Consider the following 13,484-nt stretch of genomic DNA (forward strand, 5'->3'; position numbering starts at 1 on the left):
TTTCAACTTTTGCTGAAAATTATCCTAACTTAAATCTTATGCTAAGTAGATTTAATATACTAAAATCAAATCATTTCTTCTAGTACATCAACAATTTTTTCTGCAGCGTGTCCGTCACCATAAGGATTTACGGCCTTTGCCATTTCATCGTATAGGTCCTTATCGTCTAGTAAAGAAACTATAGACTCGTAAACATCTTGTTCCTTTGTACCAACAAGCTTAGCTGTCTTAGCCTCTACTCCCTCCATTCTTTCTGTCTCATTTCTAAGAACTAGAACAGGTTTCCCTAGAGCAGGTGCTTCTTCTTGAACTCCTCCTGAATCAGTAACGACAAATTTTACCCTTGCCATTAGGTTTGAAAAAGGAAGGTAAGAAAGTGGTTCTATTAAGTGAACCCTATCTAAGTCAGCAAAATACTTTTCAGCAGCATCTCTTACTATAGGATTTAAATGTCTTGGGAATACAATTTCAAGATTTTCTCTCTCTAAGACCACACGTCTTATTGCCTTGAAAATATCTTCCATTGGCTTACCCCAATTTTCTCTCCTATGTGCAGTAAGTAACACTACATCTTTATTATAATCCAAATCGTTCAAAATTTCATCGTCAAATACAAAATCTTCTCTAACAGAATACTTTAGAGCATCAATGACAGTGTTTCCAGTTATGAAAATATTTTTTTCATCATAACCTTCTTCTATTAAATTTTGCCTGTTGGATTCAGTTGGTGCAAAATGATAATTGGATATTACTCCAGTTAGTTTTCTATTGGCCTCTTCTGGATAAGGTGAGTATAAGTTACCTGACCTTAAACCTGCTTCAACGTGGCCAATTTTTATTTTTTTATAAAAAGCTGCTAGGGCTGCAGCAAAAACTGTAGTAGTATCTCCTTGGACAAGCAAGATGTCTGGTTTTAATTCATCTAAGATGTTTTCAAGTCCTTCAAGAGTTTTTGTAGTTACATCTGTTAGGGATTGTCCCTTTTTAAAAATATTTAAATCATAATCCGGTTCTATATCAAAAATTTCTAGCACTTGGTCCAGCATTTCTCTGTGCTGACCTGTGACACAAGTATAGCACTCAAACTTATCTCTCTTTTGAATTTCCCTTATTATTGGTGCCATCTTTATACCTTCAGGTCTTGTACCAAATACAAATAATACCTTCAATTTATTCCTCCTTGTTTTTTAACATACCTGCTGCCACTCCCGTTGCAATTATTATAAGTAGAACTCCTAATGAAATCACGAGGGCTATGGATGAATGGAATCTTGAAATTAAATTTGCAAGAACTCCAAATATTGCAGATATAGAATAAAGAATTACAACAGTCTGTCTTTGATTTAGTCCCATCTTTAGTAGTCTGTGGTGGAGGTGACCCTTGTCGGCTTCCACCATGGACTTGCCTGATAGTTTCCTCCTTACCATGGCAAAGGCTGTATCAAACACTGGAACTCCTAAGATTAAAACTGGCACAAATATCATTAGTATTGCCGCCTGTTTTAAAAATCCTGAAATGCTTATATAGGAAAGCATAAATCCTAGATATAGAGCCCCAGTATCTCCCATAAAAATCTTTGCTGGGTTAAAGTTAAAGGGCAAAAATCCTAGACACGCTCCTGCTACAAGAGCGCAGACTATACTCACCTCGTACCTTCCCATCCTATAAGTTATAAAGAACATGGATATGGCACATATCATTGAGACACCTGATGCCAGTCCATCTAATCCATCAATTAGATTTATTGTGTTAGTTATTCCACAAACCCAAAATATTGTCACGGGTATGGACAAGATATTCAAAATAAGTAGGGCATCATGTGAATCAAAAGGGTTTGTGACAAATTCAATCTTCATGCCTCCAAGTACCAATAGGACTCCAGCTAAAATTTGAAAAAGAAATTTTAACTTGGGGCTTAGATTCTCTTTGTCGTCATAAAGTCCTGATAAGGCTATGACAAGAGAAGCTAGAATAGTCATTATCAAACCTTTATTTATTGGCAGGTAATAAAGAATGAGAATTGTAACAGATATTACCATGGCAATGCCTCCACCTACTGGTATAGGTCTTTTGTGGACACGTCTCTCATCCTTTGGTACATCTAAAAAACCCTTCTTTTTAGCAAGCTTTATAGTAAAGGGCATTTGAATAAATGTCAGTGCAAAAGCTGCTAAAAAAGGAATTATATATTTATACATATTTACCTCTTATTTAGTTCCAAATAATCTGTCTCCTGCATCTCCTAGGCCAGGTACAATATATTTATCTTCGTTTAATTTTTCGTCAAGAGCTGCAAGATAGATTTCCACGTCAGGATGGGCTTCTTGAACTGCCTTTAATCCTTCAGGTGCTGCCAAGAGATTTATTGCCTTAATGTTTTTTGCACCATTTCTTTTTAGTTCATCAATTGCTTCTATTAGGGATCCACCAGTTGCAAGCATTGGGTCTACAACAAGCATAAGTCTTGATGAAACATCTTTAGGAAGTTTTGAATAGTAGGTAACTGGCTTGTGAGTTTCTGGATCACGATACATTCCAATGTGACCAACTCTCGCTGCAGGAATAATTGTAAGTAGTCCTTCTACCATGCCAAGACCTGCTCTTAGGATTGGAACTATCCCAACCTTCTTACCAGAAATAACTTTTCCTGTAGTCTTGCAAATAGGAGTTTCTATTTCAATTTCTTCAGTTTCTAAGTCCCTAGTAACTTCATAACCCATAAGTGTTGCTATTTCATTGGCAACTTGTCTAAACTCCATGGAGCTAGTTTCTTTTTTTCTTAGGATTGTCATCTTGTGATCAATTAGTGGGTGTTTTATTAAAGTGTATCCCATTTTAGTCCTCCTCGATTTTATTTACTCTATTTATGTGTCTGCCACCTTCAAATTCTTCATCTAAGAAGGCATCTACTATTTCTATTGCCATATCATGGCCTATAAGTCTTGCTCCCATTGCCAAAACATTAGCATCATTGTGGCGTCTTGCAAGCCTTGCTGAGTAAGGTTCAGAGCAAAGTGCTGCCCTGATTCCCTTGACCTTATTTGCTGAGATTGAAATTCCAATTCCAGATCCACAAATTACTATTCCAAAGTCTAGACCTTCGTCTATGACAGCATGACCAACAGCGTGACCATAGTCAGGGTAGTCAACTCTAGAGTCATCAAAAGGTCCTAAGTCTTTTACTTCAATTTGTTTTTCTTCAAGATATTTGATTAGGTCTTTTTTTAAATAAAAACCTGCGTGGTCTGAACCAATTCCTATTTTCATATTTCCTCCTAAATCCTCATGACTACCTTGCCACCGCAAGCCTTCAAGAGTCTATTCATTATGCTAAGTCCCATTCCCCTAAGTTCAAAGCCTTCTGCAAAGATTAGGTCTACATCTTCTTCGTCACACCTTCTCAGTGCATCAAAAAGATTTGTAGCCACTTCTTCTAAGTGGTCTCTTGATCCAAGGTTTATAAGTAATTCTACACCTGTGTTTTCATATTCATCATAGGTTTCATCAGTTGCAAGGACTGCAATTTTCTTGTTCTTATTTTCTTCTATGTTTTTCTTTATTTCATTTACGACCTTATCAAGCCTTCCACCAAAGCAAGTTGCATCAGCCTTTGGGGCATAGTGCCTGTACTTTTGTCCTGGAGACTTTGGCACTTCGTGAGACTCTGAATCAATTGTTGCTGAATCAATTGTTATTCTTTCATCAACTTCTTGCAGGTCCTCAAGCGTAATCTTGCCTGGTCTTAAAATCATTGGTGGATCAACTGTCACGTCTAAAACTGTTGATTCGATTCCAACAACAGAGTGGCCACCATCTACTATTATGTCAACTCGACCGTCAAGATCTTCTATTACGTGTTCTACCTTTGTTGGTGATGGCCTGCCAGATAAGTTTGCTGATGGAGCAGCCACTGGAAAGTCCACTGCCTTTAAGATGTCGTGGGCAATCTTATTGTTTGGCTCTCTTATAGCAACTGTGTCAAGACCACCTGTTGCTTCATCAGGCACCCTGTCTGACCTCTTAAAAATTAGTGTTAGAGGTCCTGGCCAAAATTTTTTAATACATTTTTTTGCCACTTCAGGAACTTCTACAACTAAATCATCTAGTTGTGAGTTGTCTGCTATGTGGAGTATTAGTGGGTTGTCGCTAGGTCTACCCTTGGCTTCATATATTTTTTTACAAGCCCTCTTGTTAAGTCCATTTCCACCAAGTCCATAAACTGTTTCTGTGGGTAGGACAACGAGGCCTCCATCTCTTAAAGTTTGGCTTATTTTTTTAAGATAAATCTTATCTTTTCCATTTCCTTTAAATTTTATTATGTCTGTTTTCACAAAAAAACACCTCTATTCTTAATATTATACCAAGAAGAGAGGCGTTTTTTAATACCTTATAGTTATTTAATTACTTGTGAGGGATAATTTTACCAGATTTTACACTTTCTTTAAATTCATCAGTGATTTTTTTATAAACTTCATCATTTTGTAAAATTTCTATTCCAACTTCGACAATAGCTGCAATAGTTTTTTTCATTTGATCAAAGGCGTAGTCTGTCATAGTTGCATCCCTAAATTCAACTGTGTGAGAAGGAGATCCTTCTTCAATAATTTTAAAGTATCCATGAAGGGTTGGGACTTCGTGAGAAATATCTCCAGCATCTGTTGAACCAGTAAGTAGTTCTATGTCCTTAACCTCTTCATCAAAATAAATTTCCATTTTTTCCTTTAGGACTTCGTTAAAGGCAAGATTTCTAACTGTGTTGTCATTTCCCTTTTCGTATTCAGAAATTTTAACTTCACAACCTGTTGCAAGGGCAGCACCCTTGGCACAAGCTTCTAGTTTTTCTAAAAGTTCTAATAAATATTTTTTCTCAGGGCTTCTAGCATAAAATCTTGAATCAGTGTAGTCAGGAATAATGTTGGCAGCCTTGCCCCCGTCTTTTATAATTCCATGAATTCTTGATCCATCTTTAGTTTGCTGTCTTAGGGCATTGATGGCTGAAAATAAAACTATTTGGGCATCAAGAGCATTTACACCCTCGTGAGGTGTGTCTGCAGCATGGGCAGTCTTGCCAAAGAATTCAAAGCGTCTTGTGGCAAGAGCAAGAGAATTTGGAGTAACTGCATTAATATCACCTGGGTGCATTTCTATTGCCACGTCAACATCCTTTAATTCATCTGATCTTGCAAGTTCAATTTTTGTCCCACCAACTTCTTCTGCAGCAGTTCCAAAGACAATGACCCTTCCACCTATTTCATCAATTAACTTCGATAAGACTATCCCTGCTCCAGTAGCACTTGCACCAAGGATGTTGTGGCCACATCCATGACCAATTCCTGGTAGGGCATCGTATTCTGCTAGATAAGAAATTGTCCTGCCTTCTTTTTTGGAATCGTAAACTGCCTTAAAGGAAGTTTCACATCCAAGATAAGGACACTCAACCTCAAAGCCATGTTTTTCTAATAAATCAATATGGGCCCTTGAAGACTTGTATTCTTCAAAGCCAATTTCTGGATTGTCATAAATAAATTTTCTTAAAGTATCAAGTTCTCCTGATATTTCTTCAACAATTTTTAAAATATTTTCCATAAGTCACCTACTTGTTAATCCTATAGTATTGATATCTCCTGTAATCATCATAATAAGCCTTGGCATTGCCCTTGACTTCTTGTCTTGGATAAGCCTCATTTCCATCATAGATAAAGTTTCTTGAAATAATTGGAAGCCTCTTCCTAAGTTCTGAATTGTAGATAAAGAAGTTATCCACCTTATTGTAGTCTAACATATCAAGAACCATAGAAGAAAGATAGTTAGCAGAAACTGGTTGGCCATCTTCTACTTCAACCTTCTGCCTATCCATAAGGGCCTTCCCCTTATCATTTGCCACAACTATATAAGGAGTTGAGTAGTATTCTATTTCTTTTTCCAAGTTTTCATTAGTAAGGTGCTTACCAATTTCATCAAAACCTGACTGATTTGTGCCAAGTCCCGGTAAGTGGTCCCCATAAAATACCATAATAGTTGGTTCGTCAAGTCCTTCCATCATCTCGTAAATATCACCTAGCATTAGGTCCATGGCCTTTACCCCCAAGAAATAAGAACCAATACTATTTTTCACTTCTTCAGAAAGTTGTGAATCGCAAGAGAAGGGTAAAACTTCTCCATATTTACCTAAATCGTAAGGTCCGTGGTTTTGGATGTCAACTGCATAAGAAAAAACTGGGTCTTCAGATTCTTTTATGGCCTTTAAGAAGTTTTCCTTATAAATTTCTGTAAACTGCTTTTCATCTAAGTAGCCCCCCTTAATAAGAGGGTCCTTAATATCTTCTACAAACATGTTATCATCAAGTCCAAGCTTTGGATAGACGTCTTGTCTTCCATAGAACCAGGCAAATCCAGGGTGGAATCCCATAGTCTTGTAGCCTATAGATTTTAAAAGATTTGGAAGGGACCCAACATCCCTTTTAATTGCATTGAAGGCATAATTGTTATCAGGTGCACAGTTAATTGTCATTGCCCCTGTCAAGACATCAAACTCCGTGTCTCCTGTACCTCCAATATAAGCAGGGACTACAATTCTTCCATGCAAAACAGACTTTTCTTGCAAGATTTTGAAATTTTCGTTGGGGTCATCGCCCTTCTCAAATTTAAATTGTGGGTCTTGAGATAAGTCTGTAAAGGCCTCTCCCATTATCCAAATAATATTTGGCCTTTCCATATTTTTTATGGCTGCAATACTTTCGCTATGATCTAAAACGTCTCTTTCTCTTATTTCCTTATCATCATAACCTTCTGGTGGCCTGATAAAAGAATCTTTTATCTTGTGTAAAAAAGAATAGTTAAATCCCTTGGCATTAAATTGGTCAATGGAATTATAAATATTTCCCTCCATTGGAATATTGTTGTAGATAACATCCTTTGAGTAGACAAATAAAAGTAATATAGCTGATGAGATTAGGACTACAAGGACAGAAATCAACCTGTCCCTTACTTTAATTTTTTTACTTTTAAATAAAAAAGCCAAGATAATTAAACAAACTATACCAAAAATACTCGCAAGACTTCCCTTTAGGTCTGGATAATAGGAATTTGAGGTCATGTTTAGGGCCTCAACTGCTAACTTAAAGTCCGAAATCTTTAGTGGAAAATTCCTATAAAAAACCTTAGTCCTGTGGACAAGGAAGATTACAATATAGAGAATTGAATTTAAAATCAGGGCTGGCCTTCTCCTTCCAAGTAGACCTTGGAAGAAAATTCCCGTAAGTACAATTGGCAGAATATTTAAAATTATAACAAGGGGACCCCTAATTAATTTTCCAGGCAAGCCTCCACCTGGTGCCAAGAAAAACATGGCGAGACAAATCAAAAGTCCAAAGAGTCCTTGGATCAAAAGATCATAGATATTAAAGGACTCAGCCTCTTTAAATTTATTTTTATTAAACATATAATCACCTTCTAATTTTCAATTATATAATATTATTCAATTTTTGGGGACTTTTTGTAAAGTTTATGTAAATATATTCTTAGATTAATAAAGTTTCTTTATAAGCTTAAAATTTTTCACCTATCTAAATGAATTTATTTTTTATAAATTATATTTTTCTCTAGTCAAAAGTGAATTAATTTCTATGACTTCACTTTTATTTATCAAAGAGTAATTCCTCCGTTTTAATTTTTTCAAATTAATTTTTATTTTCTATAAATTAATCTTCCTCTTTCAATAAATTTTTCTAAATTACAAGCCCACAAACAATCCGAAGACATTTTTATTATTTAATTTCTTATTTTAATCAATTTAATAGTTTTCTACAACAAAAAAAGACTGCCGAAGCAGTCTTCAAATTGTAGACAATCCTAGTGATATTTTCTAGATTTGTTGTATCTTTAATTTATTAAAAGTCCCTTAATTTATTCAAAGTTAAATCCTTATTAGAATCCAATTTATATAGTAACATTGCTAATTTTTTCATATATATATGCATACAAATGTAAGAGATAAGATTCAACTTTATCTAATAATAAAAATGTTAAAAATTTTATAATATAAAAAATTATCTAGCCCATTGTTTTCTCTTTAGTTTGAACTTTCATTATTATATAATAGTAGGTTTTCTTTCATAATCTATTTTGTTTTATAAAAATTTTTCCAATTAAATTAAATCTAAAATACCTCTTATGTCCTTTATGACATAATCTGCCCCTGCTTCTTTGAAAGAATTCTCTACTCTATTTATTTCTCTTTGCCTTTCATCTTCTGATAAAGCTTCATATTCTTCTTGCGAAAGACCCATAATAGAGCTTCCTTCAATTACACCAACAGAAATAAGTCCTGCGTTCTTTCCTTCTTTTATGTCTGAAATCGTGTCTCCTACTTTTATTACATTTTTTACAGAAGATATTTCAAGTTTCTCCAAATTTCTGAAAATCATATAGGGATAAGGTCTGCCAAAATTATTTACACCATTGGGGCTAATCCAAAAATCTGGCTTATATCCTTTTTTGCTTGCAATTGGAAGTACTATACTCATCATTTCGTCTGTATAGCCAGTTGTTGATCCTATTTTTATTCCCTTTTCTCTTAGTTTTTCTACTGTCTCTAAAAGACCTGGCTTTAATTCTACAAAATTTGGTAAAATCTCTAAAGTTTTCCTTTCCATGACTGAATAAATTTTTTCAACATCATCTTCAGTCCATGGCCTAGCATGTTTTTCTTGCCATAAACTATTTATTCTTTCCATACCAAGCATAGTTCTAATATGGTCTATTTTTAACATTCCCATTGGTTTTCTAACTTCTTCAATACTTGGCTCTATGTCATATTGTTTGAAAGCTTCTATAAAGGACTCAACTGGTGCAAAACATCCGTAATCAATTGTAGTACCTGCCCAATCAAAAATTACTAATTCTATTTGTTTCATTATTTACTCCTATTTGATTCTAAAAACTCTTTAAATATACTTACGACCTTTAAAATATCTTCTCTGTAAATTTCGCCAATGTTTCCTATTCTAAAAGTGTCAGCTTCAGTTACCTTTCCAGGATAAATTGCATATCCTCTTTCCTTTATAAAGTCATACATATCTTGGAAATTAAAATTGCTGTCTTTCGGATAAAAGAAGGTAGTAATAATTGGTCCTTGATGTTTTGAATCAATATAAGTTTCTATTCCAAGCTCTCTCATCTTTTCAATTAATAGTTTATTGTTTTCTCTGTATCTCTTTGCTCTTTCTGGAATGCCGCCTTCTTCTTGCAACTCCTTTAAAGCTTTGTAAAATGCAAGGACGACATGAGTGGGTGAAGTAAATCTCCACTTCCCATCAATTTCCATAGTTTTCCATTGTTCATATAAGTTTAGTGATAAAGTTCTTGCCTTTTCCTTACTTTTTTCAAGTTCATCTCTTTTACAAATTATGAAGGAAAATCCAGGGACGCCTTGAATACATTTGTTGGCACTACTAACTAAAAAATCTATCCTAAGATCTTCAACGTCAATGTCAACTCCAGCAAAGCTGGACATGGCATCTACTATAAAAACTTTTCCTGCTTCCTTTACAACTTTTGCAACTGCTTCAATGTCATTTAAAATTCCAGAAGTTGTTTCGCTGTGAATCATGGATACATGAGTAATTTTAGAGTCATCTTTTAAAATCTTTTCAATTTTTTCAGCAGATGGTATTTTGTCATAGTCTTCCTTATAAATTACATAAGGAATTTTATTTAATTTTGCAATTTCTTCCATCCTATTTCCATAAGCACCATTTGCTGCAATTAAGAGTTTGTCCTCTTCACCAACAACACTCGATAAAACTGATTCAACTCCAAAAGTTCCACTTCCTTGCATTAAAACTACTGTATAATTACTTTTATCTGCATGAGCAAGTCTTAAAAGTTCATTTCTAATTTCTTGAGTAATTTTTTTGTAGTCATCATCCCAAGTGCAGTGGTCCACCATCATTTCTTTCTTTACCGTCTCTGTTGTAGTCAAGGGACCTGGTGTCAATAATTTATATGTTTTCATCTCTACATCTCCTAAATAATTTTATTTACATTCTTCTGAAATATTTTGATGCTTTTTCAATAAGTCAACAGTAAGTGCCTCTGAGAATAATTTTGGGTTACCTGATTTATTTTTTTCATCAACCTTTTCTCCCTCATAAAGAGCAATTGGATAAGTTTTTAAAAGTTCTTCTCTACCATTTTTAATAACACATTCTGCCATTTTCATAGCTTCAGGATTTGATTTTTCTCCCTTGTCAATTACTGCAACTGATTCTGTAAGAGTAAAGTTACCTTCACTTGGGTCTACAAAATCAATTGGAAGTCCTTCTTCTTTATCTCTAACTGCTTGGTGTCTTAAACCAAATCCAAGAGCAACTTCTCCTGCACGAACTTTTTTAATAGGTCCTGAGCCTGACTCCTCAATATGTGCTCCTGCATTTTCATAAATTTTTTTTAGTGTTTCTCTTGTTCCATCTTCACCATACTCATTTATTAGGGCTTGGATTAAAAGCCAAGCAGTTGATGAACTGTTAATATCTGTTACAGAAATCATATCCTTATATTCAGTCTTTGCTAAATCTTTTATAGACGTAGGTATAGTTAAATTATTTTCTTTTACTGCTTCTGTATTGTAAATTATTGCACCTTCTTGTGCTGTAATTGGTGTGTAATAAGATGGATATTTATCCAGCGTACCAGTTTCAAAATCTAAATCTTTAAACATTTTATTTTCTTCTTGGGCACTGTCAATATAAAAAGAGCTCATTGTTATTAAATCTGCTTCTATATTAGAGCCTTCTGCCAAAATTTTCCCTCCAAGTTCAGAAGTTCCAAAAGTTTGAATAATGTATTTATCCTTGTATCCATTGTTGTCTAATGCATTTTGCATTGCCACAACAGCTTCATCGTCTGCATTTGTGTATAAAACAACCTTGTTATCATCTGCTGCTTTATTTTTTCCACATCCCGTTAAAAATACTGGTAATAATAAAATTAATACTAATCCTATAATTGAAATATTTTTATTTTTTTCATTGTTAATCTCCTTTTTATAAACTTAATTATTTTTTCTACTCAAAAATTTAGCTAATACTTGAAAAACTACCTTAGCAATTAAATTTGTAAATAAAATTAATAGTGACAAGACAAAAATTTCATTAAACTTTGCAAAGTGTTGCAATTCTTTTATTTTTGTTGTTATTACCATAGTCCTTGCTCCTGCAAGAAATATTACCGCACTTACTGTGACCATGGCATTTATAAAATAATAACTGAAAACTTCCACAAGGGAAGGGAGAGCATTGGGAGTTATTATTCTAACCATTGTCTTAATCCAATTGTCTCCCATTAATTTTGCTGTTTTTTCCCATGATAAATTCATCTTTGAGAGAGAGTTTTTCATCATCATATAAGGCGTTGCAAAAAAGTGTACTAGGTTACATAAGATGATAATGGCAAAAGTATTCTGTAGCGATGTGCCTGTAAAGGCTAACATAAAAGCTATACCAAGAACCATGCCAGGTACTGTGTTTGTGACAGATGCAATACTTTCAATAACACTTCTTGCTTTATTCGAAATAGTAGATCTATCAGTTACAAGAGCTGAACCATAAACCATAATTGTTCCCAAGATAGAAGTTAATATGGCAACAAATAGTGAATTTTTATAAACCATTGAAAGGGATGAGTTCCCTAAAACTTTTTTTATATTGTCTAATGTAAAAGTCATATTATAAGGCCAACCTTTTACAAGGGGAACTATAAAAATTACTGCGAAAACTGCCAAAACTATTAAAATTATTAAAGCTGACACTAGACCACAAATAATATCACGCAAAGTATTCTTTTCGTTGTCCATATTCAATATTCTGTTGTACCTAACATTAAAACGATCCAAATATTTTATTACTAAAAAACTTATAACTGATGGCAAGAGCATAATGATTGCAACTACTGCACCATTATTAAAATTAGGCACACTGCCTAGCATCTCTGTGTACAAAATAGAAGCAATAACTTCAACTTTTCCACCTACTGAAGCAGGAATTCCAAAATCTGTGAAACTTAAAAAGAAACATTGTATGAAGGAAACTGCTAGAGTACCTATTAAGGGTCTTAATATTGTTTCAACGAAAGTTATAAGTGGTTTATCTCCCATAACTTTTGAGACTATAGAAAACTTTTTGTCAATATAAATCATGGTGTTATTTATAAGCATAAAGGAAGTGGGAAGAGTGTAAATAATGTATCCAATTAAAAGTCCCTTTATACCATATACATCAAAAGCTTGTCTTCCAAAAAGTCTTGTATACAGTCCTTGTTTCCCAAAAGAATAAATTATAGCAAAACCATAAGTGATTGTAGGTAAAAGCATTGGCAGTAATGCAAAAACTCTTATAAATTTCTTAAACGTTAAATTTATATTGGTGAAGTTAATTGTATAAGCCACGATAAATGCAAGAATAGTCGTTATTAAAGCACCGAGAGCAGATATTAAAAAACTATTTTTTAAAGCTTCTCCAAATCCCTTGCCCGAAAATACTTCCACATAATTTGCAAAGCTAAAAACATCTTTAGTCTCAAATGATTTTATTAAGATTAAAAGCAATGGATAAAATAGAAAGACTAGAAATACTAGAATAACTCCTGCCCAAATCACCCAATTCTCAGTGTTTTTTTCTTTAGCCATGTCATACCACCTTTAAAAAGGGATTGCTCTCATTTTCTTTTTGAAAAAGACTGAAAATATTATCTTTCTTTATCTCCAATTGTTTTAAAATAAATTCTTTAACAAAATCATTTGCTGGTTCATTAATTATTTCTTTAGGACGAGCATATTGTGATATTTGACCTTCATTAATAATTAAAACTTTGTCTGAAAGCGTAAGAGCTTCCTCTGGATCATGAGTAACTATAATTGTTGTTAAGTTATATTCCTTGGCAATAGTTTTAATCCTACCTTTTATAGACTCTTTAATAACTCCATCTAATGCACTTAAAGGCTCATCAAGTAGTAAAATTTTTGGTTTCATAACCATTGTCCTTGCCAAGGCAACTCTTTGCTTTTGTCCACCAGATAATTGGTGTATTTTTTTATTCAGGTGTTCTTCAAGTCCTAATAGTTTTATTAAATCATCAACTTCTTCTTTAGTAGAAATATTAGGATTATTTCTAAGTCCGTAGCATATGTTTTTATAAGCATTTAAGTGTGGAAATAGTGCATAGTCTTGAAAAACTATATTAAATCCTCTGTCTTCCATGGGAGTTCTAGTTAAGTCTTCACCATCGTAAATAATATTTCCACTTTCAACATCAATTAGACCTAAAATAATATTTAGTAGCGTAGTTTTTCCACCACCTGAAGGTCCAAGGATAGAAACAATTTCTCCCTTTTCAATCTCAAGGTTGATATTTTTTAGAACCTCAACACCGTCAAAGGACTTACTAATATTTTTTAATTGCAGCATTAATTAATTCCTTTCAAATT

12 protein-coding genes are annotated in these 13,484 nt (G+C 33.7%); all 12 read right to left on the reverse strand.

Annotation, left to right across the window (positions count from 1 at the left end):
* Nucleotides 1-65 precede the first annotated feature (65 nt).
* The 12 genes from wecB to I6I93_RS02635 all read right to left on the reverse strand — a co-directional run bounded on the left by wecB (nt 66) and on the right by I6I93_RS02635 (nt 13,464).
* Complete coding sequence (gene wecB, locus I6I93_RS02585) at nt 66-1,169, reverse strand: non-hydrolyzing UDP-N-acetylglucosamine 2-epimerase (RefSeq protein ID WP_112889328.1); 1,104 nt, start codon at nt 1,167-1,169, stop codon at nt 66-68.
* 1 nt (nt 1,170) lies between these two features.
* Complete coding sequence (locus I6I93_RS02590) at nt 1,171-2,199, reverse strand: glycosyltransferase family 4 protein (RefSeq protein WP_112889329.1); 1,029 nt, start codon at nt 2,197-2,199, stop codon at nt 1,171-1,173.
* 9 nt (nt 2,200-2,208) lie between these two features.
* Nucleotides 2,209-2,835, reverse strand: a complete 627-nt coding sequence (upp, locus tag I6I93_RS02595) for a uracil phosphoribosyltransferase (protein WP_112889330.1) — start codon at nt 2,833-2,835, stop codon at nt 2,209-2,211.
* 1 nt (nt 2,836) lies between these two features.
* Nucleotides 2,837-3,268 carry a ribose 5-phosphate isomerase B gene (gene rpiB, locus I6I93_RS02600; protein WP_112889331.1) on the reverse strand — a complete coding sequence of 144 codons (432 nt, stop codon included), beginning with the start codon at nt 3,266-3,268 and terminating at the stop codon, nt 2,837-2,839.
* An 8-nt stretch (nt 3,269-3,276) separates the two neighbouring features.
* A complete protein-coding gene (locus tag I6I93_RS02605; protein WP_112889332.1) occupies nt 3,277-4,332 on the reverse strand; it encodes an L-threonylcarbamoyladenylate synthase in 1,056 nt (351 codons plus the stop codon).
* Between the two features lie 70 nt (nt 4,333-4,402).
* The gene (locus I6I93_RS02610) at nt 4,403-5,587 is read right to left on the reverse strand and encodes a M20 family metallopeptidase (RefSeq protein ID WP_112889333.1); all 1,185 of its coding nucleotides are present in this window, start codon (nt 5,585-5,587) and stop codon (nt 4,403-4,405) included.
* Nucleotides 5,588-5,594: 7 nt separating this feature from the next.
* On the reverse strand, nt 5,595-7,442 hold the full coding sequence (locus I6I93_RS02615) for an LTA synthase family protein (RefSeq protein WP_112889334.1): 1,848 nt from the start codon (nt 7,440-7,442) through the stop codon (nt 5,595-5,597).
* Nucleotides 7,443-8,148: 706 nt separating this feature from the next.
* The gene (gene phnX / locus I6I93_RS02620; protein WP_112889335.1) at nt 8,149-8,916 is read right to left on the reverse strand and encodes a phosphonoacetaldehyde hydrolase; all 768 of its coding nucleotides are present in this window, start codon (nt 8,914-8,916) and stop codon (nt 8,149-8,151) included.
* Nucleotides 8,916-10,016 (reverse strand): 2-aminoethylphosphonate--pyruvate transaminase, encoded by a 1,101-nt coding sequence (gene phnW / locus I6I93_RS02625; protein ID WP_112889336.1) that lies wholly within the window; start codon nt 10,014-10,016, stop codon nt 8,916-8,918. Before phnW ends, phnX begins: the two co-directional genes overlap by 1 nt.
* Nucleotides 10,017-10,037: 21 nt before the next feature.
* A complete protein-coding gene (locus I6I93_RS09150) occupies nt 10,038-10,886 on the reverse strand; it encodes an ABC transporter substrate-binding protein (protein WP_218563576.1) in 849 nt (282 codons plus the stop codon).
* Between the two features lie 168 nt (nt 10,887-11,054).
* On the reverse strand, nt 11,055-12,686 hold the full coding sequence (locus I6I93_RS09155) for an ABC transporter permease subunit (protein WP_218563577.1): 1,632 nt from the start codon (nt 12,684-12,686) through the stop codon (nt 11,055-11,057).
* Nucleotide 12,687: 1 nt separating this feature from the next.
* On the reverse strand, nt 12,688-13,464 hold the full coding sequence (locus I6I93_RS02635) for an ABC transporter ATP-binding protein (RefSeq protein ID WP_112889337.1): 777 nt from the start codon (nt 13,462-13,464) through the stop codon (nt 12,688-12,690).
* Nucleotides 13,465-13,484 lie beyond the last annotated feature (20 nt).

Origin of the sequence: Peptoniphilus harei (assembly GCF_016726485.1) — a bacterium.
In the GTDB taxonomy this organism is placed as follows: Bacteria; Bacillota; Clostridia; order Tissierellales; family Peptoniphilaceae; genus Peptoniphilus_A; species Peptoniphilus_A harei.

What these genes read in the sequence shown, in the direction of transcription:
- I6I93_RS02635 (WP_112889337.1), bottom strand. Translation starts at nt 13,464, where the DNA reads ATGCTGCAATTAAAAAATATTAGTAAGTCCTTTGACGGTGTTGAGGTT.
- I6I93_RS02590 (WP_112889329.1), bottom strand. Translation starts at nt 2,199, where the DNA reads ATGTATAAATATATAATTCCTTTTTTAGCAGCTTTTGCACTGACATTT.
- I6I93_RS09155 (WP_218563577.1), bottom strand. Translation starts at nt 12,686, where the DNA reads ATGGCTAAAGAAAAAAACACTGAGAATTGGGTGATTTGGGCAGGAGTT.
- phnW (WP_112889336.1), bottom strand. Translation starts at nt 10,016, where the DNA reads ATGAAAACATATAAATTATTGACACCAGGTCCCTTGACTACAACAGAG.
- rpiB (WP_112889331.1), bottom strand. Translation starts at nt 3,268, where the DNA reads ATGAAAATAGGAATTGGTTCAGACCACGCAGGTTTTTATTTAAAAAAA.
- phnX (WP_112889335.1), bottom strand. Translation starts at nt 8,916, where the DNA reads ATGAAACAAATAGAATTAGTAATTTTTGATTGGGCAGGTACTACAATT.
- I6I93_RS02615 (WP_112889334.1), bottom strand. Translation starts at nt 7,442, where the DNA reads ATGTTTAATAAAAATAAATTTAAAGAGGCTGAGTCCTTTAATATCTAT.
- I6I93_RS02610 (WP_112889333.1), bottom strand. Translation starts at nt 5,587, where the DNA reads ATGGAAAATATTTTAAAAATTGTTGAAGAAATATCAGGAGAACTTGAT.
- I6I93_RS09150 (WP_218563576.1), bottom strand. Translation starts at nt 10,886, where the DNA reads ATGCAAAATGCATTAGACAACAATGGATACAAGGATAAATACATTATT.
- upp (WP_112889330.1), bottom strand. Translation starts at nt 2,835, where the DNA reads ATGGGATACACTTTAATAAAACACCCACTAATTGATCACAAGATGACA.